Annotated in this window: 18 protein-coding genes and 1 riboswitch; all 18 genes read right to left on the reverse strand. The window is 26.2% G+C overall.

Features of this window, described 5'->3' with window-relative positions; all coding sequences use genetic code 11:
• Nucleotides 1–153 precede the first annotated feature (153 nt).
• Nucleotides 154–2,802, reverse strand: a complete 2,649-nt coding sequence (locus AZI32_RS02175) for a hypothetical protein (protein WP_061994275.1) — start codon at nt 2,800–2,802, stop codon at nt 154–156.
• Between the two features lie 168 nt (nt 2,803–2,970).
• Nucleotides 2,971–5,214, reverse strand: a complete 2,244-nt coding sequence (locus tag AZI32_RS18800; protein WP_061994276.1) for a DUF4430 domain-containing protein — start codon at nt 5,212–5,214, stop codon at nt 2,971–2,973.
• A gap of 96 nt (nt 5,215–5,310) precedes the next feature.
• Nucleotides 5,311–6,531: a prenyltransferase/squalene oxidase repeat-containing protein gene (locus AZI32_RS02185; protein ID WP_061994277.1), complete on the reverse strand. Its 1,221-nt coding sequence runs from the start codon at nt 6,529–6,531 to the stop codon at nt 5,311–5,313.
• A gap of 1 nt (nt 6,532) precedes the next feature.
• Nucleotides 6,533–7,249 (reverse strand): ECF transporter S component, encoded by a 717-nt coding sequence (locus tag AZI32_RS02190; RefSeq protein WP_061994278.1) that lies wholly within the window; start codon nt 7,247–7,249, stop codon nt 6,533–6,535.
• Nucleotides 7,250–8,866 (reverse strand): energy-coupling factor transporter ATPase, encoded by a 1,617-nt coding sequence (locus AZI32_RS02195; protein WP_242865249.1) that lies wholly within the window; start codon nt 8,864–8,866, stop codon nt 7,250–7,252. It lies immediately after the preceding gene.
• Entirely contained in the window at nt 8,857–9,729 is an 873-nt protein-coding gene (locus AZI32_RS02200; RefSeq protein ID WP_082761106.1) for an energy-coupling factor transporter transmembrane component T, read from the reverse strand. Before AZI32_RS02200 ends, AZI32_RS02195 begins: the two co-directional genes overlap by 10 nt.
• Before the next feature lie 56 nt (nt 9,730–9,785).
• Nucleotides 9,786–10,814, reverse strand: coding sequence for a cell wall-binding repeat-containing protein (locus AZI32_RS02205; RefSeq protein ID WP_061994279.1), 1,029 nt, complete (start codon nt 10,812–10,814; stop codon nt 9,786–9,788).
• Nucleotides 10,815–10,838: 24 nt separating this feature from the next.
• The gene (locus AZI32_RS02210; RefSeq protein ID WP_061994280.1) at nt 10,839–12,188 is read right to left on the reverse strand and encodes a hypothetical protein; all 1,350 of its coding nucleotides are present in this window, start codon (nt 12,186–12,188) and stop codon (nt 10,839–10,841) included.
• A 150-nt stretch (nt 12,189–12,338) separates the two neighbouring features.
• Nucleotides 12,339–13,394 carry a hypothetical protein gene (locus AZI32_RS02215; protein ID WP_061994281.1) on the reverse strand — a complete coding sequence of 352 codons (1,056 nt, stop codon included), beginning with the start codon at nt 13,392–13,394 and terminating at the stop codon, nt 12,339–12,341.
• Nucleotides 13,395–13,422: 28 nt separating this feature from the next.
• A complete protein-coding gene (locus AZI32_RS02220; protein WP_061994282.1) occupies nt 13,423–17,523 on the reverse strand; it encodes a cell wall-binding repeat-containing protein in 4,101 nt (1,366 codons plus the stop codon).
• 54 nt (nt 17,524–17,577) lie between these two features.
• On the reverse strand, nt 17,578–18,366 hold the full coding sequence (locus AZI32_RS02225) for a DUF4430 domain-containing protein (protein ID WP_061994283.1): 789 nt from the start codon (nt 18,364–18,366) through the stop codon (nt 17,578–17,580).
• Nucleotides 18,367–18,505: 139 nt separating this feature from the next.
• Nucleotides 18,506–18,694: riboswitch (cobalamin riboswitch) on the reverse strand.
• A 484-nt stretch (nt 18,695–19,178) separates the two neighbouring features.
• On the reverse strand, nt 19,179–19,934 hold the full coding sequence (locus AZI32_RS02230) for an exodeoxyribonuclease III (RefSeq protein ID WP_061994284.1): 756 nt from the start codon (nt 19,932–19,934) through the stop codon (nt 19,179–19,181).
• 196 nt (nt 19,935–20,130) lie between these two features.
• Nucleotides 20,131–21,363: an ABC transporter permease subunit gene (locus tag AZI32_RS02235; RefSeq protein WP_061994285.1), complete on the reverse strand. Its 1,233-nt coding sequence runs from the start codon at nt 21,361–21,363 to the stop codon at nt 20,131–20,133.
• A 14-nt stretch (nt 21,364–21,377) separates the two neighbouring features.
• Nucleotides 21,378–22,550: an ABC transporter permease subunit gene (locus AZI32_RS02240; RefSeq protein WP_061994286.1), complete on the reverse strand. Its 1,173-nt coding sequence runs from the start codon at nt 22,548–22,550 to the stop codon at nt 21,378–21,380.
• Complete coding sequence (locus AZI32_RS02245; protein ID WP_010297065.1) at nt 22,551–23,462, reverse strand: ABC transporter ATP-binding protein; 912 nt, start codon at nt 23,460–23,462, stop codon at nt 22,551–22,553.
• 302 nt (nt 23,463–23,764) lie between these two features.
• Nucleotides 23,765–24,280: a hypothetical protein gene (locus tag AZI32_RS02250; protein WP_061994287.1), complete on the reverse strand. Its 516-nt coding sequence runs from the start codon at nt 24,278–24,280 to the stop codon at nt 23,765–23,767.
• Nucleotides 24,281–24,456: 176 nt separating this feature from the next.
• Nucleotides 24,457–24,735 carry a hypothetical protein gene (locus AZI32_RS02255; protein ID WP_061994288.1) on the reverse strand — a complete coding sequence of 93 codons (279 nt, stop codon included), beginning with the start codon at nt 24,733–24,735 and terminating at the stop codon, nt 24,457–24,459.
• 238 nt (nt 24,736–24,973) lie between these two features.
• Nucleotides 24,974–26,050, reverse strand: coding sequence for a 4Fe-4S binding protein (locus AZI32_RS02260; RefSeq protein ID WP_061994289.1), 1,077 nt, complete (start codon nt 26,048–26,050; stop codon nt 24,974–24,976).
• Nucleotides 26,051–26,083 lie beyond the last annotated feature (33 nt).

Raw genomic sequence — 26,083 nt, forward strand, 5'->3', positions numbered from 1 at the left:
ATTTGAAGTTATTTATAGGTATCCATCCTAAAGTATAGATAATTTTAAAAGACAACTTGAAACCCTATATAACATACAGCTTTATTAAAATACAAAAATACCCTAAAAGTAGATTATTATAATCTTACATGTAGGGTATTTTTAATATAATTATTAATTTTTAACTTTAATTTCTAGAGGATCATTTTTACTATTCATCTTTTCTAAACTATCCCATGTAAAGATTTTAACATTTAAATTATCTTCATTAGGTAAACTTATTTTTTCTTTAATATCTTTAATTTCTCCATTTTCTAATGTGTTTTCTAAGGTTTTATATGATATAAGTTTATTATTATTATTAAAAACTCCTATTATTATAGTTATATTTTCAACAGAATCATTATTCTTATTATTAAGTTTCAATTCTATATTAACATCATGGCCCTTTATAAAATTTTCTTTGATACTATTATTTTCAATTGATAATTTATTATTTTTTTCTACTGGTTCATCTAGCTTAAAATTATTAAAAACTACAGTTTTATTTTTCAAGGCAATAATACTTCTTAAAACGTATCCAGTATACATATTTTGTTCATAGGCTCCAAGAGAACTTTCATAAATATATCCTTTTCCCATTTTAAAGGAAAGTAATGCATCTAATGGATTTTTTCCATTTTTAGTCCATTCTTCTGATAGAGGATCTCCACCAGAAGCTATTATTGCCTCTATAGCTAGTGCTGTATTTTCACTTTCACCACTTGAAAACATATCATCAATAGTAAAAGCACCATTTTCTAATTGCACATTTTTTAAATCTTCTACGCACTTATTAATTATAGTTTTCACCTCATCATCTTCCTTATATGGAGATAAAGCAATAATTAATAATGATTTATCACTTATTTTTTTAACTTTATTATTATTAAATTCTGTTTTAAATTTAGATATAATAGTATCTATGTATTCTTTTTTAGTTGAAGACATTTCTAGTGCTATTAACCCATAAATACTTTTACCTGTAAACTTGTCATTATTTAATTTATCATATAATAAATCAATATAATTTTTTTCGTTATAATTTTTAGGATCCTTCTCTATGGTTATAATAGACATAACATCTTGAGCTAAATTAAACACATTTTCTTTATCTTTTAATTTTATATTTTCTATTAGTTGATTTTTATCATAAGATAAAAAAGATAATCCCATCATTGCATTATAATCAAACTCTTTTACATCTTTAAAATAGTCATTAATATCATTAAGCTCATTTTCTATTATTTTATTGTAATCCTTTGGTTCTTCTTTTATAAATGTAAACGCACTATAAACAGATTTTTCTTTATATGCATCTACTAATGCTAAAAGTGCAAGCTCTGTTGCAGTTTCATCATCTTCCCCTTCTCCCATGCCTTCTATCATTTCAAAACCTTTACCTTCGATCTTACATGCAATAAGTGCTTCTATTGGTGTTCTGCCTTTATTCCATTTCTCAGAATTTAAATTTTCACCAACAGATATTAATGCTTGAATTGCTGGTCCTGTAGAGTAAGGACTATTTCCAAAACCACAATAATCAAATCCTCCACCTTCTAACTGCATTTCTTTTAATTTTTCAATAGATAAATTTATTATATCATTTACACCTTCAATATCTCTATGTTTTGATAAGGCTATCATACTGTTAGTTATAATATCTATGTCTTCAAACCCGCTGTCATTAATTTTATTTATTAATGTTTTAACCGCTTTATTTTTATCAAAATCAGCTTTAGCCATATCTAAAGCAATTATGCAACTTGCTAATGTAGTAGCTGAACCTTTGTCATTTTCACTTACAATAAATTCTCCATCATCATCCTGCGATTTTAAAAGTTTTTCTACGTAATTTATTTCTTTATAATTATAAGGATTTTCACTTAAAGCTAATATTCCCATAATATTTGATGCATAACTTGAAGCATTGTCACTTTCTTCTAATGTAAAATCTGTTCTGTTTACTTCATTATAATAATTTAATGCTAAAAGTTTCTTATAGTTTAATTCTTGATTTTCATAAATTTTATTAAAATCATCAAGAATTTTAGCTATATTAACATCATTGTCTATTACATCTCCTGTTAGAGTAAAGCTCTGTCTTACTATTGCTGGATATTCTACACCTTTAGAATCTTTTAAAGTTTTATAAATATGGACTTTATTTTCTCCACATTTAATTTTAAATGCTGCTTGTCCATTTTCATCAGTTTTATATTCTCCAACGCCGTCAACTTTTATGTTAACATCTTTTGCATTTCTCTCATCAATACCCATCATCATGTTTTGTTCTGTAATTTTTAAAGTATAATTATTGTTAACATTGCTATATGTAACTTTTGGCGCGCAAGTTATTCCATCAGACCACTTAGCCATATGTAATACTAATTCTTTATAATAATTATTATTAATATCTTTTATTTTTTCATTACTTATTACATCACCTTGTTTTACATTTCCATCTTTATCTATTAAATAATACATCCATCCTATATGAGATTCTCTTTTTTCTCCTAATACTCCAGTTATAAAATTACTTTCTAAACCGTCAACATTATCCTCCCCTATGGAATTTTTAATTACATCCTTTACTACTTCTTCATTTGTTATTTCAAATTGTTTATCAAATAATGTTTTATTCGTACCTTCTACTCTAACTTTAATTTCATTACAAATTAAATCCTTTGCTTTAACCTCAAATCCCATAGTTGGAAATATTAAATTAATTATTAATAGTAACGCTAAGCACATTGAAACTTTAGATTCTTTTATTTTATTCATTTAACCACTTCCTATTATTTATATATTTTAATTTTTACTTTAGGATAAAACTGCCATCATTTATATGGCAGTTTATACATATTTACACTTTAAATTTGTCTTTTAAATTAAATATATCTTTCTTTTATTTAACTGAAACAATAAGTTTTTTAAAACTTCTTATGTGTTTTATAAATCATTCCAATTAGGTGCCTTCCCATTCATCCCACCAGTAGAATAGTACCAAATAACTTTATCACCTTCCTGTAACTTTACTTTTCCAGCCATTTCATTAGGTAAAACACCATTAACTGTATACATCCATCCATTAGTTCCTTTATTTCTATATCCATATATAGATGTAACCATGCTACCAGTTATTTCATATAAGGAAGTTGAGGCTTGCAATGCTCCTAAAGCAGTAAACCCTCCAGTATGTTTCTCATCATCTATAATAACTTCCTGTGGTTTGAAATAAGCTACATAGGATCCATTTTCCGGCAATGCTATAGCTACATTTACTTTACAAGTGTTTCCTTGTTTTTCTTTATCATTGTATTTTTTAATTTTTATATCTTCTATAACATAATCTGAATAACCAGCGTTTTTAATATCTACTAATCTGTGCAATGCCTTTTGACTTGCTACAAGCCATCCCCTATTATTTGAACTTTCCCCTTCTTTATCATCAAAAGAATTATCATCTTTCCAAAGTATAAATAATCCATCTATAAGATTTTTTCCAGAAGTTGTTGTCCATTTTTCTGATGTAATATCTTCTCCACAAGCTATTAAGCCTTGAAGAACATCACAATAATAATTTGTGATATAAGTTTTTTCATATATTGCACCATTTTCTTTTTGAAGACACTTTAAGTAATTTATAGCTTTATCTATTGCTTCATTAACACCATTTATATCTCTATGTTTACTTAATACAGTTAGTGCAATACCTGTATTAGTTGGCGTTGAAGTTTGTCTTTGTTTAAATCCACCATCATCACATTGTGCCTTTAATATATTTTCAATAGCCTTATTTACATTATAAGAAACTTTTTCATTTTCAAATTTAGAATTATATTTATCTATTGCTAAAACTGCATTTAATTCTGGAATTGTAAAATAACTATTTTTATCATCAATTTCCTTGACTATTTCTTCTATAAACTTTCTGTTTTCATAATCATTTGGATTTTTATCTATATCTAAAAGTATTAAACTTTGTTGAGCTTTTGTGCCTAAAAGTCTCCAATTCATATCATATTTAGTTTGATATTTTTCATTTATATACCAATTTTTTTCACTTAAATCAGCGCCGGCTCTATACATAGCTGAATAGTGAAAATCACTTAATTGACCTTGCTCTTCTATAAAATGCTTTTCATTATAATAGTCTATTACACCATCTATAACTTTATTTATAGTAACTTTCTCATCCTTAGATTGATTAGTATCATCTCTAACCACATTTAAAAATTCAATATTTTTTAAAAAGACATCTTTGTAACCTAATTCGTTAAGCTTACTTAAAGTATATAATACTTCTGTATAATGATTTATATCTCTATCTTTTCCATATTTATCAATGAAATTTTCCCCATTCCATTCATAAAATAGCCCATCTACTATGTTATACCCATCTTTACTCCACTTTTCTGAAGTTACATCTTCACCTGCTTGTAAAAGAGCTCTTACTGCTTGAGCATGGATATAAGTAAAATAAGTACCTCCATCTTTGTATAGTGCACCTTTATCTTTTATTTGACTTTTTAAATAATTTATTCCTTTTTCTTTTCCTTCTATTACTCCATTTATATCACTATATTTATTAAATATTTCTATTGCATAAGCTGTATTATGAATTGCTCCTCCTATACATCCAGATTCATCTTGTTCTTTTAGTATTAAATCAATTATGTTTTTAATGTTATAATTTATCTTTTGCTCTGGAAATTTTTCATTGAACATTTCTACAGCTAAAACTTCTTGTAGTATATTTTGTATAAATTTAATACTTGTAGTTTTATTTAAGTCTTCAACTACTTGCTCTATTGAATTTTCACCTTTATAATTTATAGGATTTATGTCTAACTCCATCAATATTATGCTTTGTTTTGCTTTTCCTGATATTCCATAAGTTTTTATTGTTTCATTAGTTGACCAATTTTTCTTAGTTAAATCTGCATTGGCTTTATACATTGCTGCATATTCTAATCCTTCTAAGGTCTTATTACTTTTAGAATTATTATAATATTCATTGTCATAATAATATATTAATCCGTATATAGCATCATTAATTGTAAATCCTTTTTCTGTTATCTCACTAGCAAGCACTGATGTATTATTAATGATAGGAATATTAAAAATACAAGTTGAAGTTATTATTAAAATTGCAATTAAGTAGGATAAAATTCTATTTATTCTTACCTTCATAACATACCCTCCATAAATTCTTGTTTAAATATCTTATTTTTTAAAAAAAGTGCCTTATTTATAAAAAAGACACTTTAAAAACCTAAATCTCAACTTTTAAAATTTATATATGTGGTTTCTACCATTTTTTAATTCCCTATAAGATTCTAATGCTAACAATGCTTGTTCAGTAGCTTTTTCGTTTGCTCTTCCATTATGAATATGAGAAAAGCCGTTTTCAGAAGTTTTAAATGTTAACAGAGCATCTATAAGATTTTTTCCACCTTTAGTAAATTCTTTACTTGTAGGATCTATTCCATTAGCACATAATCCTATTATAGTTTGTGAAATACTTTCACTGTTTTCTATCTTAAAAGATGACATAGTTCCATTTTCATTTTGCATATTACTAAGAAGATTAATAGCATTATCTATAGAGTTTTTAACTTTAGCATCATCTTTATAATTACTAAGTGCTGTTATAGCCATTCCTGTCATATCTGGATCTGCTTTTACACCAGCAAAATCCCATCCACCATCATCAGTTTTCATCTTAAGTAGAGTATCTACTAAAGATTCTCTTGTAAAATATGAATTCTCAGGTATACTATAGTTTTTAGTATCCAATGCTGTAAGTGCAAAAATTACTGCATTAGGTCCTTGACTTATAGTATCTTCATTGTTACATATTTTTTCTATAAAATTAATGTTTTCAAAATTAAGAGGACTTTCATTTAATGCTGATAAAGTCATTACTGTTCTTTGATAATCCGTCGGTTGAATTAATTGATCATCATTAATTTTTTCTCTTATAGTTTCTAAATATTCATTTTTTATATCTTTATTATTCTTTACTAAAGCTATGATTTCCCAATCTGTATCTATTCCTTTGTTTAGAATATAATTACAACCATCTTCTAAAGTTTTTTCTATTAAATCTTTATATTTATAGGAACCATTATTAAAAGATTTAGTTGTTGTATCTACTTTAAAAGTAAAGTCTTTAGGTGATTTTATTCCTTTAAGGTTTTTAGATTCAACATTTTCATTTATATTTAATTTATAAACTTGTCCATCTTTATATCCTTCCTCTGGTGGTAGGATGTTTAAAGTGTCACCTTCTTTTAAGATAATTTTCGTAGAAACTTTATTCCCATCATTATCTGTTATAGTTATATTATCATTTATTAAATCATTATAATTTAACTCTTTATTAAACTTTATAGTCCATACTTTTTTCAAATCGTTTGTTTGAGCATCTATATCAATAGCATTAGCTTTAGATGTGAAAATTATTGTACTTAATATTAATGCTGATAAAATTTTTTTACTCTTCACTTTATACACCTCTCTGAATAGTTTTTTTATTATTTTTTATTCTGATTATAGAGTTTCTTTTGTTATATCTTTCTAGACCGTTAATAAAACTTTCTCCAAAAAAATATGCAAACAATACATTTCCAATAGCATGTAATGTATCGTGCCAAAAACTTAATACATTTCCCATAACTATAGTTTTAAACGTTATAGGCCTTAAAAATTCTAAAACATACCATTGATTTAGTATGGTTCCGTATATGTAACCCCATAATCCACAAAGTATAATAAATCGTATTGACCTATTTTTTGATATAAAATTTTTGAAAACATGAAAAAACACACCACAAAGTCCCCAGCCCATCATTTGCCACAAACTCCATGGCCCATGACCTAAGAAAAAGTTAGATATGAAAGCGCACATTGCACCTACCATAAATCCATTTACAGGACCTAATGTGTATCCTGTTACAGCTACAATAAATGTAACTGGTTGAAAGCCTGGTATAACTGCAAAAGGTACTCTTAATATTCCACCTAATGCTGACATTGTAGCTAATGCTGCCATTGTTCTTGCAGTTATCTCTCTATTTTCAAATAGAATTACAAATGTCCCAAGTATAAAAATAGTAGATATTTCTACTGCTTTTTCCATTTGAAAATCAAAATAAGTGATAATTAAAAGGATTATTATATATAAAATAATAATTATAGGTCCTATTTTATAATTTTTTTTCATCTACATCACCTTTAAAAGCTCTATAGCATCCTTTGACTTTATTACTCTACATTTCTTTTTAAAAACTTTTGATATTTGAGGAGAGTAATATAATGAATCACAAAGTATATCTATAGCTTTTCCTTTTGCTACAATTTCTCCATTAAACATAAGCATAACAGTATCTGCATAATCACCAACAAAGTCTGCGTCATGGGTAACAATTATAATAGATTTACCTTTTCTTATTAAACTTTTAATTATCTTTCCAAGATTTTCTTTTGCTACAGAGTCCATACCTCTTGTAGGTTCATCTAAGATTAAAATATCTGGGTTAGCGATCAATGTACAGGCTATTGCTGTTCTCTGCTTTTCTCCACCACTTAAATCCCTAGGATTTCTATCCTTTAAATGTACTAAATCTAAATCTTTTAATGTATTAATTACTTTATCTTCATCATATTCATTTATATTCTTAAGAGTATATGAAACTTCATCAAACACTGTTTCGCGACCAAAATAATCATTAGGATTTTGTGATAAATATCCTATTTTTTTTATTCTTTCATTTATGTTGAACTTTTTTAGATTCTTTTCATCTAATATGATTTTCCCTTTATAATCCTCTATAATTCCTGCCATTATTTTAAAAAGAGTACTTTTACCTGCTCCATTCTCACCCATAACAGCCATTATTTCTCCCTTGCCTAAATCAAAGTTTATATTTTTAAGGGTTTTACTTCCTCTTTCATATTCAAAGTTAACTTTATCTACTTTAAGGACTTTATTTGAAAAGTTTTTTTCATCTTTTTCTATATTTTTAAATTCAATATCTTTTATAGCATCTCTTCCCTCTTTAACTGTAATAGGCAATTTACTATTTTGAGCTTGTCTAAAAACATGCGCTATATTAGGAAGATGATATTTTTTATTTATACTTTTAGGAATGTTAGTTGAGGTTCCCTCTTCAATTATTTCTCCATTTTCCATAAAAATAATTCTATCAGCCATATGAAAACATTTATCTAATCTTTGTTCAACTAAAATAATTGTTTTACCCATATCTACATTCAATCTTTTTATAGAATTTAAAACTTCTTCACCATTTATTGGATCAAGTTGTGATATTGGTTCATCAAAAAGTAATATATCTGGATTCATTGCAAGTACAGAAGCTATTGCAACCCTTTGCTTTTGTCCTCCTGATATTTCATCTGTTTGTTTTTCTTTTATTCCATTTAATGATAAAAGAGACATTACCTCAGATACATTTCGTTTCATAAAATTTATATCTTTATTCAAATTCTCAAGTCCAAAAGCTATTTCTCTTTCCACATCTTGAAGAACTATTTGCTTTTCTGGATGTTGATATACCATTCCTACATTGGTAACTATTTCATCTTTCTTAAAATCATCTATATCTTTATTGTTTATATATACATTTCCCTCTAATGTTCCCCCATAATAATCTGGTATAATTCTGTTTAAAAGCCTTATTAAAGTAGATTTTCCACAACCTGATGGCCCTACAATTAGTATGAACTCACCTTCATTAACTTTTAAATTAATATTTTTCAAAGCCTTTTTATTTCCATCAGGATAAGTAAAGTTAACATTATCTATATTTATTATTTCCAATTCTTCCACCCCCAGTTGATAAAAGCAGGTATAAATGTCATCACACATAGTATTAGTCCTACTCTAGTTGTTTTTTCAATAACTCCATCTACCTTAGGATAAAAGTTAAAACTATTAAAACCTTTAAAGGTAATAAACTCTAAATATACTAATATAGAAATACATATAAAAATCAAAGTAAAATCCCAGGCTGTATATCTTTCAGCAAAATAAGTACTTCTTTTTTTCAGTGCACCATATCCTCTTGAATACATAGACTCTGCCATGTCTTGTGAATCTTCTAAACTGGATAAAAATAATATATTAACTATATTTCCACTGTTTTTGATAGATTTTTTCATGTCTTTAGTTGAAAGTTCATTACCTCTTAGTTTTTCTATTTCACTTATATTTTCGTAGGACTTCATCATCGTTGGAAAAAGTCTTATTGTCATGCTCATAAGCAATGCAGATTTTTTAAATATCTTAGAAAAAAATCCAAAAGCTCTATCTGGATGTATAACTAAATTTCCAAAACCAAATATTATAGTTATTGTTATAATTCTAAATCCATTTAATATTCCAAATAGAATTGCTTCTTTCGTTATAATTATAGGTCCAAGAACTGGAAAGTTAAAAGTTCCTTGATATAATATTGTTTGTCCATTATGAACTAATATTGGATTTAAAATAATTATCATTACTGCAAATGGAATAATCATTTTCCCATAATTTAATACACTTTTAAGTGAATTATCAATATATGCTAAAAGTAATACGCTAAAGAATATTAATGCTAAATACACTGGATTACTCAATTTTAATGCTACTATAATATAAGTTGCTATTAAAAATACTGATGTTAACGGATGTATCTTTTGCAAAAAAGAATTCCTATTTCTATATGTGAGCATTAATTTCACGTTCTCATATCCCTTCCTTATACAAATAAGTTTTTAAAATTTGTAGCGATTTCTATAACATCAAAGTCTGATATAAATTTATCTAATATACTTTCAGGTACTACTTTTTCTCCACCAATTGCTATTAATTTACTTTTAGAAGTTATATTATTATTTATATAATCCTCAAGAGGTTTTTCTACATCTTGATTAGTTAATATAATTGAAGAATTAGAATTCGATGCCATCGGTGCTACTGAAAGTGCATCTGCAAATCCAGTTGAAGATACAAAATACACATTGTCAAAATTTAATTGTGATTTAAAAGTAGTCAAAACCTCTTTATTAGTCATATATCTATTTTCACCACTTATTCTTTCACTGTTTTTGATATCTTTTAAAACATCATCTGATAAAACTCCATTTCCACCAATAAAATAAGCTTTAGAAATTTCATTTTCATTAATATAATTTTTTACATCTGATTTTAATTTGTCTTTTTCTGTATATAAAATTGGAGCATTCATACTAGCTGCTATACTTGATACAGATAGGGCATCAGCATAAGTTTGTCCATTTGTTACAAATGCTGAGTCAACTTTTCCTAACTTTTCTGCAACTTTTAATGAAGTTTCATATCTTGTTTTACCGAATATTCTTTCTACTTGAGATATTCCAATATCCTTTAATTGTTTTTCTACTTCTTTTGAAATTGCTTTTTCCCCTCCAAGTATAAAAACTTTTTTAGGATTTAATCTTTTTATTTCATTAACTGTATTAACAGGTAAACTTGACTTTCCATTTAAGATTATTGGTCCATTATTTTTTTTAGCAAGTGGTGCTGCAGAAAGTGCATCTGCAAAATCATAAGCTGCTGCAATTACCACTGAATCTGAACCATTTTCCCAGCCATGTTTACTTATTTGCACAGATGTTTCTATTCTATCTTGTCCATAAATTCTCTCTTTATTAGATTTAGTCTCTGCAAAAGCATTAGTAGAACCTATTGATAGTGATGTTAAAATCATACCTAAAGCTATTATTTTAATTTTCAAGTTTTTACTCATTTTGAAAACTCCCTTCATTTAAAATTATTGAACACTCATAATCACTTCATCTGTTAAAGGATTCATGTCTTTTAAACTATCCCAAAGAAAAACTTTTATTTTGTAGTTTCCTGTTTCTGGTATAGAAATTTCTTTAGTTATTTCTTCACTACTAGAGTTATTTTTTATTGTAGTTTCATTTGAAAAATAATTTATCATTTTATTATTTTCTTCATTATATAAAGCTATTATTACTACTGCACTTTGATCTTTATCTAAGTTATTTTTTATATTTAATTTTATATCAGCTTTACTATTTAGTTTTAGTGAGTTTAAATCTGTTAAATTATTAATTTCTATATTTTCTTTTGTATTTGTTTCATCACTAAAGTCCTTCAATAAATATACTGAACCTTTTTTGCCTTCTTTAAATTGTTTATATGCTACTAAAGCTAAAAAGCCTTGATCTGTAGACTTACTATTCATTATTTGGAGATTACTTTTTTGATGTGCAAATCCACCATCATCAGTTTTAAATTCTAAAAGTAAATCTAATAAATTCTGGCCATTTCTTATAAATTTAGCACAAGTTGTTGGATCTATTCCTAATGAACAAAGGGCTATTATAGTCTGAGAAATACTTTCACTTGATGCTGATGTTGATGGATCATTTCCTATAAAATCCCCATTATCATCTAAAGTTTTGCTTAATGCTTCTATAGATTCATCAACTATGTTTTTCACTTCACTATTACTATCATAATAATTGGATAGTGCTGTTATAACCATAGCTGTTGTATCTGGATCTAATTTTGAAGTTACTGACCATCCTCCATTTTTCTTTTTATAGTTTTTAATTTTGTTTATTATTATTTCTTTAGAAAAATTAGAATCATTAGGTATACTAAAATTCCCACAATCCATTGCTATCAAAGCATAGGCTTGAGCTAAAATATTAGATTCTTTAGTGAAATCTATATTACATAAATTATCAATTAAATTTTGTTCTCCTATATTTCTTGGATCTCCACCAGCTGCTACTATACTAAGTATTGTTCTCTCATAATCTGTAGTTATATCAAATAGATCTTCTTCGTTTTTTCTATCCCTAATTTCTTTTTCTTTTTTATCTAAATATTCCTTAGGAACAGTTTTTCCTAAGGCTCCAAGGCCTATAACTTCCCAATCACTTAACTCATTTGGATTTTTCTTTAACAATATGTCATCACTAATATAATCTAAATTTTTCTTTAATACAGAATGATAATTTTTACTATTAATTTCATTAGCTAAAACTTTATTATTTTTTGTTGATATAAATACTGTAGTAAAAGTTGCAAAAAACATAAAAAATATAACAAAACTTGCTATAAAACGTCTATGTTTAAATTTCATAATACATCTCTCCTAATTTTTAAATTAACCATAGATTTTTAACAAAATTAAATCATAATAATCTAAAAATATTAACATTTAAAGTTTGTATGTATATTAATATTGATTATTATGATTTAATTATTATTTTAAAATTTATCGATTATGTTTTTAATTAAAGTCTTTCACAAAATATATAGAACCTACTTTACCACTTTTAAATTGTTTATATGCTGAAAGTGCTCTAAAGGCTTGTTCTGTTGCAAAACCATTAAGCTGATCTGAATTTTTCTTATCATGTTCAAATCCACCATCTGTTGTTTTATATTCTAGTAATAAATCTAAAAGATTTTTTCCATTATCTTTTATAAATTCATTACAATTAGCTGGATCTTTTCCTATTGAACAAAGAGCTATTATAACCTGAGCTAAGCTTTCACTTGAACCATTAGGTGTCCATGTTGAAGTAAATTCTCCAGTAGTTTTGCCTTGAATCTTACTTAAAGCTATAAGTGCATCATCAATAGCCTCTTTAGCATCATAATCTTCATTATAATAAGGTGCTAATGCTGATATTGCCATTGCAGTTGTATCCACATCGATAGTATCACCCCAACTCCATCCACCTGATTTTAATTTTTTCTCAACTATTCCATCTACTAAATTATATCTTGTAAATTTTGAACCTGATGGGATTTCAAAATTTCCACAATCTAGTGCAATAAGACCAAACATTTTACTAAAAATATCTTGTTCTATTGCTAGATTTCTTTCACATAAATCCTCAATTAAGTTATATCCTGCAAAATTTCTTGGATCTTTTCCTGCTGAAACAAGACCTATTATTGTTCTCTCACAATCAGTAACACTTTCAAATTTTCCATCTTTTCCAAATAATGATGAATCTTTTGTTTCTATTTTTTTTGCTAAGTTTTCAATATAATTTGCTGGAATCTCTTTATTAAAGCTTGATACTGTAAGAGCTTCCCAATCATTAAAATCTTTACTATACCAAACTCCAGAATCTTTACTTATAAGATGATGTAAACCACTATTTACACATTCATCTATTATAGAATTATAATCCTTTTCTATAATCTCTCTTGATTCTACTGCATACCTTTCTGTTGCAAAGACATTATTATTTAATACTCCTATGTTAGCTGTAGTTAAAACACTATTAGCAATAATAAATGCTGCTAATCCTCTTTTTAAATTTTTATTCATAATTTCTTCCCCCTGTTTTTAATAAAATTTATTTAATATTAATTCTAAAATCAATTAATATACCATCTACATTGCAACAAACTATAAATTTACCTTTTCCTAATACAGTATTAAATTTACATTTACCATTTTTAATTGAATCTTGATCTAGATATACAGGATCACCTCTTCTATCCATAATTTTGATTGTTGCAATACTATTTGAATTTTTATTAATATCCTCCAATGTAATTTCTATATTGTCTTCTTTAATATTTTTAACTACTACAGAATATTTATCATTTTTAGAAGATCCTATAACTGATGGGTCCATAACAGTAATTTCTTTACTTACAGATGCCCCATATTGTTCTGCTGTTATAGTATGTGTTCCTAGCTCATGTATTGATAAATTTTCAACAACTCCATCTCTATCCGTCTTTGACTCTACTTCTTTACCATCAATCTTTATTTTTGCACCATATACAGGTTTATTGACGCATGAAATTACTAACATAAAGTTTTGATCACTTTTAACTTCGGTTGCATTATTTCCACCATACATTTCCATAATTAATTCTGGTTTTCCCTTATAATCATCTGAATATAAGTCACACCAATTCCATTCCCTAAATTCAAAGGATAATACCTCTCTATTTTTCATAAAAACTGCTGGCGCTCCAACTGGTGTTTTATTACCATTTAAATAGATAAACCAGTCCATTCCAAAAATTCCTTTTTCAAGCTGTTCACTAGTTAATTCTTTAATGTTCTTATTTTTAATTCCATTAATCTCACATATCAAACCTGTTGAGTCTTGATTGAATGAATCAGCATTTTCCCTTAAATACTGTAAAGCACTTTTATCAGTATCTAATTCCAGTGTTTTATTAAATATTTCCTTACCTTCATTTTTTATAACAAAAGTAAATTTTAGTTCAGTTACTTCATTTGGTTTTCCTTCTAAAATTACATCATTATGTTTTTCTACTAGATTTACTTTAGCGCCATCCTCTATATTTACTTTACTTTTTTCTATAGCTTCTATATTTTCTACAACTGCAGTTTTTTCTATTTTAAGCTGAGACGAATTCTCTACCTTAACTTTAGCTATTGTTCCATATAGGACAGTATCAGAGCAATTTCTTACTTTAAGTGTATCTATTTTCCCATTTAATATAACTTTAGAAATTTTTTCTGAATCCTTTTCTTTACTACCAATTTTAATATTTTTAACGTCCTCACATTTTATTTTTGATGGACAATTAACTAATATTTCTTTATCAAAGGTTCCTTCAAACGCAATATCATAATTTGAATCTTTTGAGCCTGTAATTTTTACAGCTCCAAAATCTCCTTTTGTATTTTTAAGTATTGCATTTGATTTGATTTCTGTTCCTTTAATCTTTGAGTCTTCAAACAGTTTTACTGATACATTACTTTTACTTTCCACTGTAAGATTATCTGATTTTACATTAGTTAAATTTATACTATTAACGTCACCAGATTTTACAATTACATTCTTACAAGTAGTTCCTTTAATATTTACAGTTCCTTTTTCACCTGGATCCAATATTAAATTTCCATTTAACTTGATATTTCTTATTTCTATATTATTACCTTTTACTACTATATCTTTATTTACTTCTTTAATTTTACTTTCATCACCAAATTTTACATTGTCTTTTGACAATTGAATTTCTTTATCAGTTTCATTAATACCATCATCTTTATCATCACCATCTTTTGGTGGTTCTGTTGTTCCACCACCTTGATTGTTTGATGACACCGTTATTTGGTTTTCAACTTTTACCCCTTCTTTTAAAACAGATATAGTATGTTTTCCAGCTGAAGATATTTTTATAGTAGCCTCACCATCTATGTTAGTTGTTGAAACTTCTTTATCATCTACTTTAATAGTAGCTCCATATACAGGTCTATTTACACATGTAACTACAATATTTATATCTTCATTTTCTTTTACATTCTTGTTTATTCCATCTACTAGTAACTCCATTGGGTCACCAGGTGCTACTAAATCATGCCAATCCCAAAATCTGTATTCTAATTCTAATTTATCACCAGATTTTACAAAAACATCATTTGCCCCTACAGGTGTTTTCTTTCCATTTAAATATATAAACCAGTCTGCTCCTAGATAACCTTGCTTTCTTTCAGATTCGCTTAATTTTTTTAATGGTTTACTTTTTATTTTATTTATTTCATTTATAAAACCATTATTAGTTTTAATATCAGCATTTTCTTTTAAATATTCCATTGCTGTTTTTTTAGAATCTACTTTAAGATTTTTATTTAATATCTCATTTCCGTCATTAGAAATGATTAATTTAAATTCATCATTTTTAGGTTTTTCAGAAGAACTACTACCACCAGAACCGTTATCTGAATTATTTTCTACTATTTTATCAGCATTACCAGATATAGTAACATTCTTATTTTTTTCTATTAAGTTTACTTTTGCACCATTTTTTATAGTTATTTTACTTTTATCTAGTGCTTGAATTTTTTTAACAGTAGCATTCTTATCTATTGTAAGTTGTGATGAATTTTCTATTTTTACATTAGATATTGACCCATCTAAAGTTGTATTAGAACAATTAATTATATTAATATCAGTTACTTTGCCTTTTAATGTAACTTTAGAGTTACTTTCTTTACTATCAATTTTGATATTCTTAACATCATCACATTTTATATTTGATGAGCAATTAACTAATACTTCTTTATCAAATCTTCCTTCAAGTTCAATATTATAATTTGATTCTTTTGTTCCTGTAACTTTTAAAGCTCCAAAATCCCCTTTTGTATTTTTAAGTATTGCATTTGACTTAACTTCTGTATTTTTTATAGTTGAATCTTCAAATAGCTTTACTGCTACATTACTTTTACTTTCAACTACAAGATTATCTGATTTTACATTAGTTAAATTTATACTATTAACGTCACCGGATTTTACAATTACATTCTTACAAGTAGTTCCTTTAATATTTACAGTTCCTTTTTCACCTGGGTCCAATATTAAATTTCCATTTAATTTAACATTATTTATAGTTACATTATTTCCAGTTACTAATATATCGCCTCTTACTTCTTTAATAGTTTCTACATTTCCAAAAGTTTCATTATCTTTTGATAATTTTGTTTGAGAAAAATTTGAATCTATTTTATCTAATATACTACTAGGTACTACTTTTTCTCCGCCAATTATAGTTAATTTACTAGTAGAGGTTATATTAGAATTTATAATTTTTTCCACATCACTATTTAAATTATTATTTGTTAATATTATAGGTGCTTTTTTAAGTCCTGCTATTGGAGAAATTGACAGAGCATCTGCAAAATCATTTCCTCTTACAAAATAGACATTTTCATAACTTATGTAATTAATAAATTTTGATAATACTTCTTTATTAGTTAAATATCTGTCGTTTCCAGCTATTCTTTCACTATTTTTTATGCCTGTTACAACAGTATTATCTATTACATTAGTACCACCTACAAAATATGCTTTAGATATGTTAACTTTTTTTATATACTCTGTTACTTTACTTGGAATGTTATTTTTTTCTGTATATAAAATTGGACTTTCTTTCTGAGCTGCTATAGTAGCAACTGAAAGTGCATCAGCATAACTCAATCCATTAGATATGAATATAGTGTCACTTGTTCCAAGTTTTTCACTTACCTTCAATGCAGTTTCATATCTAGTGCTACCATAAATTCTTTCTGTTTCTGTTATGCTGCATTTTTTAATCTGTGCTTCAACATTAGCACTAAGGGCTCTTTCGCCACCTAGAATAAATGCCTTTTTAGGTTTTAACCTTTGTAATTCCTTAATTGCATTTTCTGTAAGGCCATTTTTATTTGATAATATTATAGGACTGTTATATTTTTTTGCAAGAGGAGTAACAGATAATGCATCTGCAAAGTCATACCCATAAGCAATAAAAACATAATCAGAACCACTTTTCCAACCTTGCTCACTTATTTTTATAGCAGTTTCTATTCTATCTGAACCATATATTCTGCTTTCATTTACTTTAGCAGAAGCATTTACTGGTAATAAGAACATGAACATGCTAAAAAATAGCAATAAAATACTAAGCTTTTGCTTAAAAAGCTTTTTCATAAACCCTTCATCCCCTTATTAAAAATTCTTGTTATTTAATGTTAGTTATGTGTTTTAATCTTCTGGTGGTGAAAGTTCTCTTTTATCCCACTCATGAAAATCAAATAAAAGTATGTCTCCCTTTTTTACATATAAATCATTTGCTCCTACTGGTGTCTTTTTATCATTAAGATATATAAACCAGTCTATTCCTTTAACTCCATTTGCTTTTTGTTCTGGAGTTTTTTGATTTTCAGGTATAGGGTAAAAATTGTGTATTCCATCAATTTCAAAAATAAATCCACCATTTTCTTGCATAACTGTATTTTCTCTTAGATACGTCATTGCATTTTTACCGTCCTCTACTTTTAATGTTAACTCTTTTACTTGTTGAGGACTTTTACCGGTATAACCCTTTATATCTTTGCCTATTATCATAGTAAAGGTATCTTCTTCAGGTTTAGACTCTACAACCTCAGGACTTTCTTCCTTTTTAGTTGCTACATCTGAAGTATTATTACTACTATCATTGGAATCATCATTATTTTTTGCATTTTCCTTTTGTGATAAATCCTCTTTATTTTTTTCAACATTCGAAATATTTTGTTTATTCTCTTTATCACTATCTTCATTTTTATTATTATCATCTTTTTTATTTTCTGATTTTTCTTTAGAGTCTTTTTTGCTATCATTTTTATTTTCTTTTTTAGATTTTTTACTACTACTATCATCTTTTTTTACTTTATTTGTAGTAGTTTCAGTTGTAGTTGTAGTTGTCTTCCCTCTTTCGCATCCCCAAGCAACGGAAAATGCTATTAAAATTGTTAACAATATAGCTAGAAAAATTTTATAATTTTTTTTCATTAAATCACCTCCACTCTTTAAAAATTTGCAATAAAAAAAGTTCCCATTGGGAACTTAAATAGCATATTTTATACAAGCAAAATAAAAACAACAATTTTATAAATGCTTGCAAATCCATGATATTTTATCTCTCCCAAGAAAGATTCAATCCAGTATAGGCATGTCTCCTGACTTAACTTCATCTTACTACCAAACCTTCCCAAGATATCTCTCAGTGGTATTTTTGGATTCATCAGTTTCACAGTAACTTTGGGCTGTAGTGGACTTTAACCACTTTCCATTTTAACTTTCTTATTGCTAAGAAAGAACCTATCCCATCTCTATTAACTTGTCACACTCATTATATTACAAATATTTTTCAATTTCAACATTTATTTTAAACATTTAGAATATTTTGTATGTTTTTGTTTTTTTATAAAATAATTAAAGTTTTTATTTAGTATTCCAATAAGTAATGTAATAAATTTAATTTATTTCATATTTTTGTAAATAATTGTGTGTAGTTATAATGAATATAATTATTATATTATAATTATAAAAAAGATTTGAAAAAGTAATTTTATACGGCTATGTATTACAACTATATAGTATTTATAAAACTAAAATTACTATCAAGAAATCTAATAAAATATTACTTTATATAAAAACAATTAAATTTTGAGATATTAAAATATTTTTTTTAAAATTATAGGAAAACAAACTCCAATTTAAATTTATTCAATAATTTTAAAATATTTTTATATAAAAAGAACCTGCCTTAAAATATACCTAAGTTTTAAGGCAGATTCTTTAAATTATATTTTTATTTATAGTTATTTTATTACAAGTTCTACTGGACAATGATCTGAACCTAATATTTCAGTATGAATATTAACGCTTTCTAATTTTTTCTCTAGCTCTTCAGATACACAAAAATAATCTATTCTCCATCCTGCATTATTTTTTCTTGCATTAAATCTATAGGACCACCATGAATAAACTCCTTCTTTATCTGGATTAAAATATCTATATGTATCTATAAAACCACATTCTAAAAGTTCAGTAAACTTAGCTCTTTCTTCATTGGTAAATCCTGCATTTTTTTTATTAGTTTTAGGGTTTTTCAAATCTATTTCCTTATGTGCTACATTTAAATCTCCACAAACAATAACTGGTTTATTTTTTTCTAATTCTTTTAAATATAACCTAAAATCATCTTCCCATTCCATTCTATAGTCTAATCTTGCAAGTTCAGTTTGAGAATTTGGAGTATAAACAGTGACTACATAATATTCTTCAAATTCTAAAGTTATTACCCTTCCCTCATTATCATGCTTTTCAATACCTAAGCCATAATTTACAGAAAGTGGTTTTCTTTTTGTAAATATAGCTGTACCTGAATAGCCTTTTTTTTCTGCATAATTCCAGTAATCATAATAACCATCTAACGCTAAATCTATTTGACCTTCCTGTAATTTGCTTTCTTGTATACAAAATATATCTGCATCTATTTCTTTAAAAAACTCTAAAAATCCCTTTTTCACACAAGCTCTAAGACCGTTAACATTCCATGATATAAGCTTTGTCATAATTATCGCTCCATTCATTTAATATATTTAAAACTTATGGTATAAGTCTATACCATATTATAACTATAATTTAGAATTACTACAAAATATTTTAACCCATATTATAGATTTAAAAACATATAAATTTAAATAATATAGTTTTATAATACTATAATAAAACTCCAACTTCCTTATAAAGTTGGAGTTTTTATTAGTTTTACGTTGTAATATCCTTTTTTATAAAAATAATATTACTTATAATATAACAAATACTAATCCATCCTAATAAAACTATTATGGAGAAGTTTAAATTTACAAAACTAATACCCAAAAGTTTATTTATTTTACCTGATATAATAATAGATTCATCAGGGTATGAAGTAAATATAAATGGTAATATTTTATTTAAAACACCTGGTGGAACTGGGTTACCTTTATTAGGGGCAGATTTTATACTATTAATCCATTGAGTAGCCACTATAAAAATTATAGGAAGTATTAATGCTGTATTACTATCATTGCATATTGTTGAAAATAAAAATGAGAATGCTATTGTTGCTGTTACAACTAAAAATTGTAGTATTAATATTTGTAATAAAAACATTCCATTTGAAATTAAATAGCTACTTCCTACTATTGGAATAACTAACTCTTTTAATTCCCTTATTAAATATGGGGGAATAGATTCGTAAGTTGTTCCTACAATGTTTGGAAAAGACATATCTCCAAATCCATATATAAGTCCAATTACTATAAACATTAAAAGCTCTAATGCTAAAATTATTAAATTTATAGATAATACTGCTGCTATAAATTTTGAAAATATTATTTTCCATCTTTTAATTGGTTTTACTAACATAAATTTTATAGTAGCTGGCTTATTTTCACCAGCCACTATATCAGCTGTCATAACTGCTACTATAATTAATAATCCTAATTCTCCAATTTTAGGTATTATATTATATATTAATTGATCTAGAGCATTTATTCCTTCTTTAAAATCATAAGGAATATTATTATCTATATAATATTGACTTTTAAGAATTTCACCATTATAATATTCAACCATAGATGCTGAAAAATTATATCTTTTCTTTCGTTCTTCACAATAGTCAATCTTCATCTTTAATCTTTCTTTATTTGGTATATTTTCATCTATCATATTTTCTAAATGCTCTATTTCTTTTTGACTATCTTCTATTATCATTTTATAAGCTGAATCTATATCACTATATTCCCCATTTCCACTATTTATTTTACATTCTTCTTTTAAAGTTTTTATATAATTTTTTTGAAAGTTTATAGTACTTTCGGTATTTCCATTTTTCTTTTGAAAATTTATTCCTAAAAAAGTTATAAAAATTGAAAGTATAAAAAGCAATACTACTCCTATTAAGAACTTTTTTCGTCTAACAAGCTTAGCTATCTCAATTGATATTAACTTAATCATATATAACCCTCCATTTATACAACATCTTTTTTTATAAATTTTCTATGGGCTATATAGTAAAAAATAATAGTCCATATCAAGCAAACTATTAATCCTAATTTTAAGTTTATATTTGTTGTACTTAATTTTAAATTTATAATACCATCTATTATAGAAATACTGTTATTATAAGATGTAAACCAAAATGGGTATACATTTTTCAAAAAGTTTAATGGAGTTATAAATGTTATAATTGATGCAACAATATTTATCGTTGCATTAATTATTAAACTACTTCCATTAGTACTACATTCTTCTGATATTAATAGTGATAATGCTATTATAGGAAGTATTGCTATAAATTGAAACATTAATGATTTTATTAAATATTTATATATTGGAATTATATATGAGCTATTATTTATAGCACTTAAATTTCCTAGTTTATCTATATTGTATCTTGTTCCTACTATTACAGGATACATATAATCACCAAAGTTAAATATAATTCCTACAATAATTAAAAATATAATTTCTAATAGAAATATACTTATAGAGGCTAATAAGAATGCAGATAAAAATTTAGCAAGTATTATGCTACTTCTTTTTATAGGCTTTGCCATTAAATATTTTATAGTTGAATTTTGATACTCACCACTTATTGAATCATAAGCTAAAATAACTACAAGCATTGGTAAAAATATTACATTCAAAGAACCTAAAACCTCTTTCATATCTAAATAAGAAGATACTTCATACTTTTTTCGTGGCTCTAAATTATTATCTAATAAATATTTATTAATTTTAATTTTTCCATTATTTTCTTCAATTTGATTATAATCTAATGCTATTTTTGCGCTATCTATACCTTCTTTTAAAAATTTATTTTCTTCCTCCAACTTAATTTTCCAATTATAATTAGGATTTTTAATCTCTTCTTCTAATTCTTCATTTTCTTTTTCAACAACTTTTATCTTTTGCTCATAACTTCTTTTCATATCTTCACTTAAATTTTCATCTTGTGCCTTTACTCTATAATCTACTAAAAGTTTTTCATTGTTTTTTATTTTTATCTCTGGTTTTTCATTTTGTGCATTTTTGTAAAGTCCTACTCCACTAAAAACTAACATAATAATTAGAGAGAGTATAAAAATAATATATTTTTTACTTTTTACTAATTTATAAATTTCTACTTTTAGTAATTTCAATTATTTCACTCCTTCTGTAATTTCCATAAACCTATTTTCAAGATTTTGTTTAACTTTATAAACATCATATATGTCTATATCATTTAAAGTTAAAGTTTTTATTACATTTGGAAATGAATCTTTATTACACGTTAAGGCTAATAAATTATCTTTAGCTTCTATAGTATCTATAAAGTCTAATTCTTTTAAAATATTCTTTGCTTTTTCTATTTCAGATACTTTTATGTTTATATGCTCTTTATTATCGCTTTTTAAATTATTGATACTTTCAATGGAAACAATCTTTCCTTTATCTATAAAAGCAACTTTACTGCAAAGCTGTTCTACTTCAGCTAAAATATGGGAAGATACCAAAACAGCTGTATTAAATTCACTTACAACATCCTTTACTATTTTTCTAAAATCAACAATTCCTGATGGATCTAATCCATTGGTAGGTTCATCTAATATTAGAAGCTTAGGATTTGGAAGTAAAGCTTGACCAAGCCCTAATCTTTGCTTCATGCCTAAAGAATATTTTTTAACTTTATCATCAATTCTATCTTTAAGTCCAATTATTTCAATAACTTCATCAATACGTTTTTTATCAACATTTCCATAAAGCTTAGCAAAAATATTTAAATTCTGCCTTCCAGTAAAATCTCCATACATATCTGGATTTTCAACAATTGCACCAACAGAATCCATTGCATGTACAAATTGTTTTTGTATGTCAAAACCATTAATTAAAATGTTCCCTTTGTCTGGCTTTATAAGCCCTGTAACCATCCTAATAGTAGTAGTTTTACCTGCACCATTAGGACCTAAAAAACCATAAATTTCTCCTTCTTTCACATCAAAACTTACACCTTTTATTATGTCTACTTTACCGTATTTTTTATAAACATTATCTAAAACCAAAACTGAACTCATGATATCCCCCTATGATTAGTATTATTAAAATAAAGCATTATTATAGAAAAACAGACCCCATCTTAATTTACTTTTGTAGAAAATGCAGTATTGAATTCTAATTGATTCGGAGCATGTCTCACTATTTTGGGTACCCAAGTTTTAGAATAAATAAATTCAAGAGTAAACTTGGAACCTTATACTATTACTTATATAATACAGGTTATATTCAAAATAAATACATATTTTTTAAAATTTAACACATATTTAAGAAATAAAAAACCTGTACTTATAAAATTTAATAAGTACAGGTTTTTTATTTCTTATGCTATTTCTTTTTTTATATTATTTTCTACCTTTTTCTCAAGTTTTAAAGCTTTAAGTACTGGTATTGTTATAACCCCATCTACTATATGATGAATAATTGTACCTACCCCTACAATTATTAATGCATCTTTAAAACTAAATCCAAAAGGCATTACAATTAATGCTTCTAAAACCCCGTGTAATGGTGCAGTAAATAAAACCACTTTTTTAAAACTATAATTTTTATCAACTAATTTAGCACCTAAAAACCCTACAGCAACATGCATAAATGCTCGTGCGGCTACTACAGGATCTGGAAATGCAAATAAAAAACCTATTGAAGAGCCTAGTCCCACAATTGATGCAACTGATGTTCCTAAAAACATAGATAAAAACATAGGAACATGTGATGCTAATGTTGCACTAAAAGGTGGTATATAAACCCTTAAAGTAGAACCAAATACCAGTGGAATTATGATAGCAATTGCCATAAGCAATGATGCTTGAACCATTTTCTTTACATCTAATTTCATATTTATTTCCCCCATCTATATTAATATATACTACTGTATATACAGTAGTATATATTAATATAGATTTTTTGTAAATATTTATTTTTCGATTAGATAAATTTAAAACATAAAAAGCAGTTTTGCAATAAAGTTTAAACTCTATTTTAAAACTGCTTTCAAAATCTATATAATAATTTTTAAATACTAATTTCTTTAAATTCTACATGAATTGGGTTATGAAGTGTAACATGCCTTTCAACATTTTGTATTTTAGTATTTATGTTCTCTCCTTCAACATTTAAAACTATATTACTATAGTCGCCAAAACGGCTTAAAAATTTATCCATATCTGAACATTTAATAGCTATAGGTATTTGAGAGTTATCATTTCTTATAATAATTCCCATAGTTTCTCCATTATTTATAAACTTTTTTCCCTTTAACTTTAGGTCTCTCATTTTTGCTTCTAATATCATATAGAGTTCCAAGTTGACTTTAAAAATTATTTATTCCAAAACTTGGATACTGAAAATAGTGAGACATGCTCCGAATCACTTAGAATTTAACACTGCATTTTGTATGAAAATATTTTAAAGTTATTGAATAAATTTAGATTGGGGCTTGTTTCCCTATAGTATTCCCCCTTTTATATTATATAAGTTTTTTATATTTTATTTATGATTATTAATTAATATTACTTTTCTATTTTAATTCTTAAATTACCCCAGTTATCGCCTTCTGAGGACATCTACTTTCACAAAGACCACATGAAAAACATAAAGACTTATTAAATATAGGATATTTATTTATTGTTATTGCAAAACAAGGACACACCTTTTCGCAAATCTTACATGAAATACATTTATTATTATTTACCATAGGGTAACTTGAAGCAAATTTTACTCCTTTTTTCAACCTTGTATTTTTAACTTCTTCAATTGAACTAAAACCATATTTTTCAAGTGTCGTTGGTAATTCTTTTAATATTTCTTTATATATTTCTCTACCATGTATCATTGCAGAAGAACTCATTTGTACAGCATCTGCTCCACATAATAAAAACTCTATTACATCTTCTGCTGATGATACTCCACCTGAACCAATTATAGTAAAATCTTTGAAGTTTTCTCTTATTAGATTTATTGTTGCTAATGCAAAGGGCTTTACAATTGGACCTGAAACATAACTTTCGCCCTTTTCATTACCAAACTTTACAGCTCTTTCATTTAAATCTATTACCATAGCTGGACCTAATGAATGTACTGCTACTATTCCATTTGCACCATTTATTTTTATTATTTTTACAAACTCTAATAAATTTCTTATATAATTATTAATTTTGATAAATATAGGTTTTGTGGTAGTTTTCCTTGCCAATTTTACTATGTCTCCAGCTTCCTTTAAATCAATGTTATAATCTAAAGAAATTTCAAAACCATCAGCATATTTATCTAGTTTGGAAATTAGAACTATAATATCTTCCTTGCTATAACCAATACTAATTATTAAAGGTTCCTTCAAAAAACTTTTTATATTAGGTAAAAAATCTTCAGTCCATTTTTCATGAGGATATTCAGACCAAAGATTTAAATTTAATACTTTGTTATTGCCTCCATATATGCAAGGTTTAGGTACCATTGCACCTTTTATACCTATAGTTTTTGTAACCATTGCACCTAATCCAAAAGATGCTAAAATATTTATTTTATTATCATCGCTAACTAAAGGCCCTGATGCAGGCATAAGTGGATTTTTAAGTTTCAATTCCCCAATAGTTGTACTTAAATCCATTTAAAACTCCTCCATTTATAAAATATTATATTA

Source organism: Clostridium sp. ATCC 25772 (assembly GCF_001573875.1).
Lineage (GTDB): Bacteria > Bacillota > Clostridia > Clostridiales > Clostridiaceae > Clostridium_J > Clostridium_J senegalense.

Excerpts from the sequence above, each read along its gene's own strand:
- AZI32_RS02175 (WP_061994275.1), bottom strand. The coding sequence starts at position 2,802 with ATGAATAAAATAAAAGAATCTAAAGTTTCAATGTGCTTAGCGTTACTA.
- AZI32_RS18800 (WP_061994276.1), bottom strand. The coding sequence starts at position 5,214 with ATGAAGGTAAGAATAAATAGAATTTTATCCTACTTAATTGCAATTTTA.
- AZI32_RS02190 (WP_061994278.1), bottom strand. The coding sequence starts at position 7,249 with ATGAAAAAAAATTATAAAATAGGACCTATAATTATTATTTTATATATA.
- AZI32_RS02205 (WP_061994279.1), bottom strand. The coding sequence starts at position 10,814 with ATGAGTAAAAACTTGAAAATTAAAATAATAGCTTTAGGTATGATTTTA.
- AZI32_RS02210 (WP_061994280.1), bottom strand. The coding sequence starts at position 12,188 with ATGAAATTTAAACATAGACGTTTTATAGCAAGTTTTGTTATATTTTTT.
- AZI32_RS02215 (WP_061994281.1), bottom strand. The coding sequence starts at position 13,394 with ATGAATAAAAATTTAAAAAGAGGATTAGCAGCATTTATTATTGCTAAT.
- AZI32_RS02220 (WP_061994282.1), bottom strand. The coding sequence starts at position 17,523 with ATGAAAAAGCTTTTTAAGCAAAAGCTTAGTATTTTATTGCTATTTTTT.
- AZI32_RS02225 (WP_061994283.1), bottom strand. The coding sequence starts at position 18,366 with ATGAAAAAAAATTATAAAATTTTTCTAGCTATATTGTTAACAATTTTA.
- AZI32_RS02230 (WP_061994284.1), bottom strand. The coding sequence starts at position 19,934 with ATGACAAAGCTTATATCATGGAATGTTAACGGTCTTAGAGCTTGTGTG.
- AZI32_RS02235 (WP_061994285.1), bottom strand. The coding sequence starts at position 21,363 with ATGATTAAGTTAATATCAATTGAGATAGCTAAGCTTGTTAGACGAAAA.
- AZI32_RS02245 (WP_010297065.1), bottom strand. The coding sequence starts at position 23,462 with ATGAGTTCAGTTTTGGTTTTAGATAATGTTTATAAAAAATACGGTAAA.
- AZI32_RS02250 (WP_061994287.1), bottom strand. The coding sequence starts at position 24,280 with ATGAAATTAGATGTAAAGAAAATGGTTCAAGCATCATTGCTTATGGCA.
- AZI32_RS02255 (WP_061994288.1), bottom strand. The coding sequence starts at position 24,735 with ATGATATTAGAAGCAAAAATGAGAGACCTAAAGTTAAAGGGAAAAAAG.
- AZI32_RS02260 (WP_061994289.1), bottom strand. The coding sequence starts at position 26,050 with ATGGATTTAAGTACAACTATTGGGGAATTGAAACTTAAAAATCCACTT.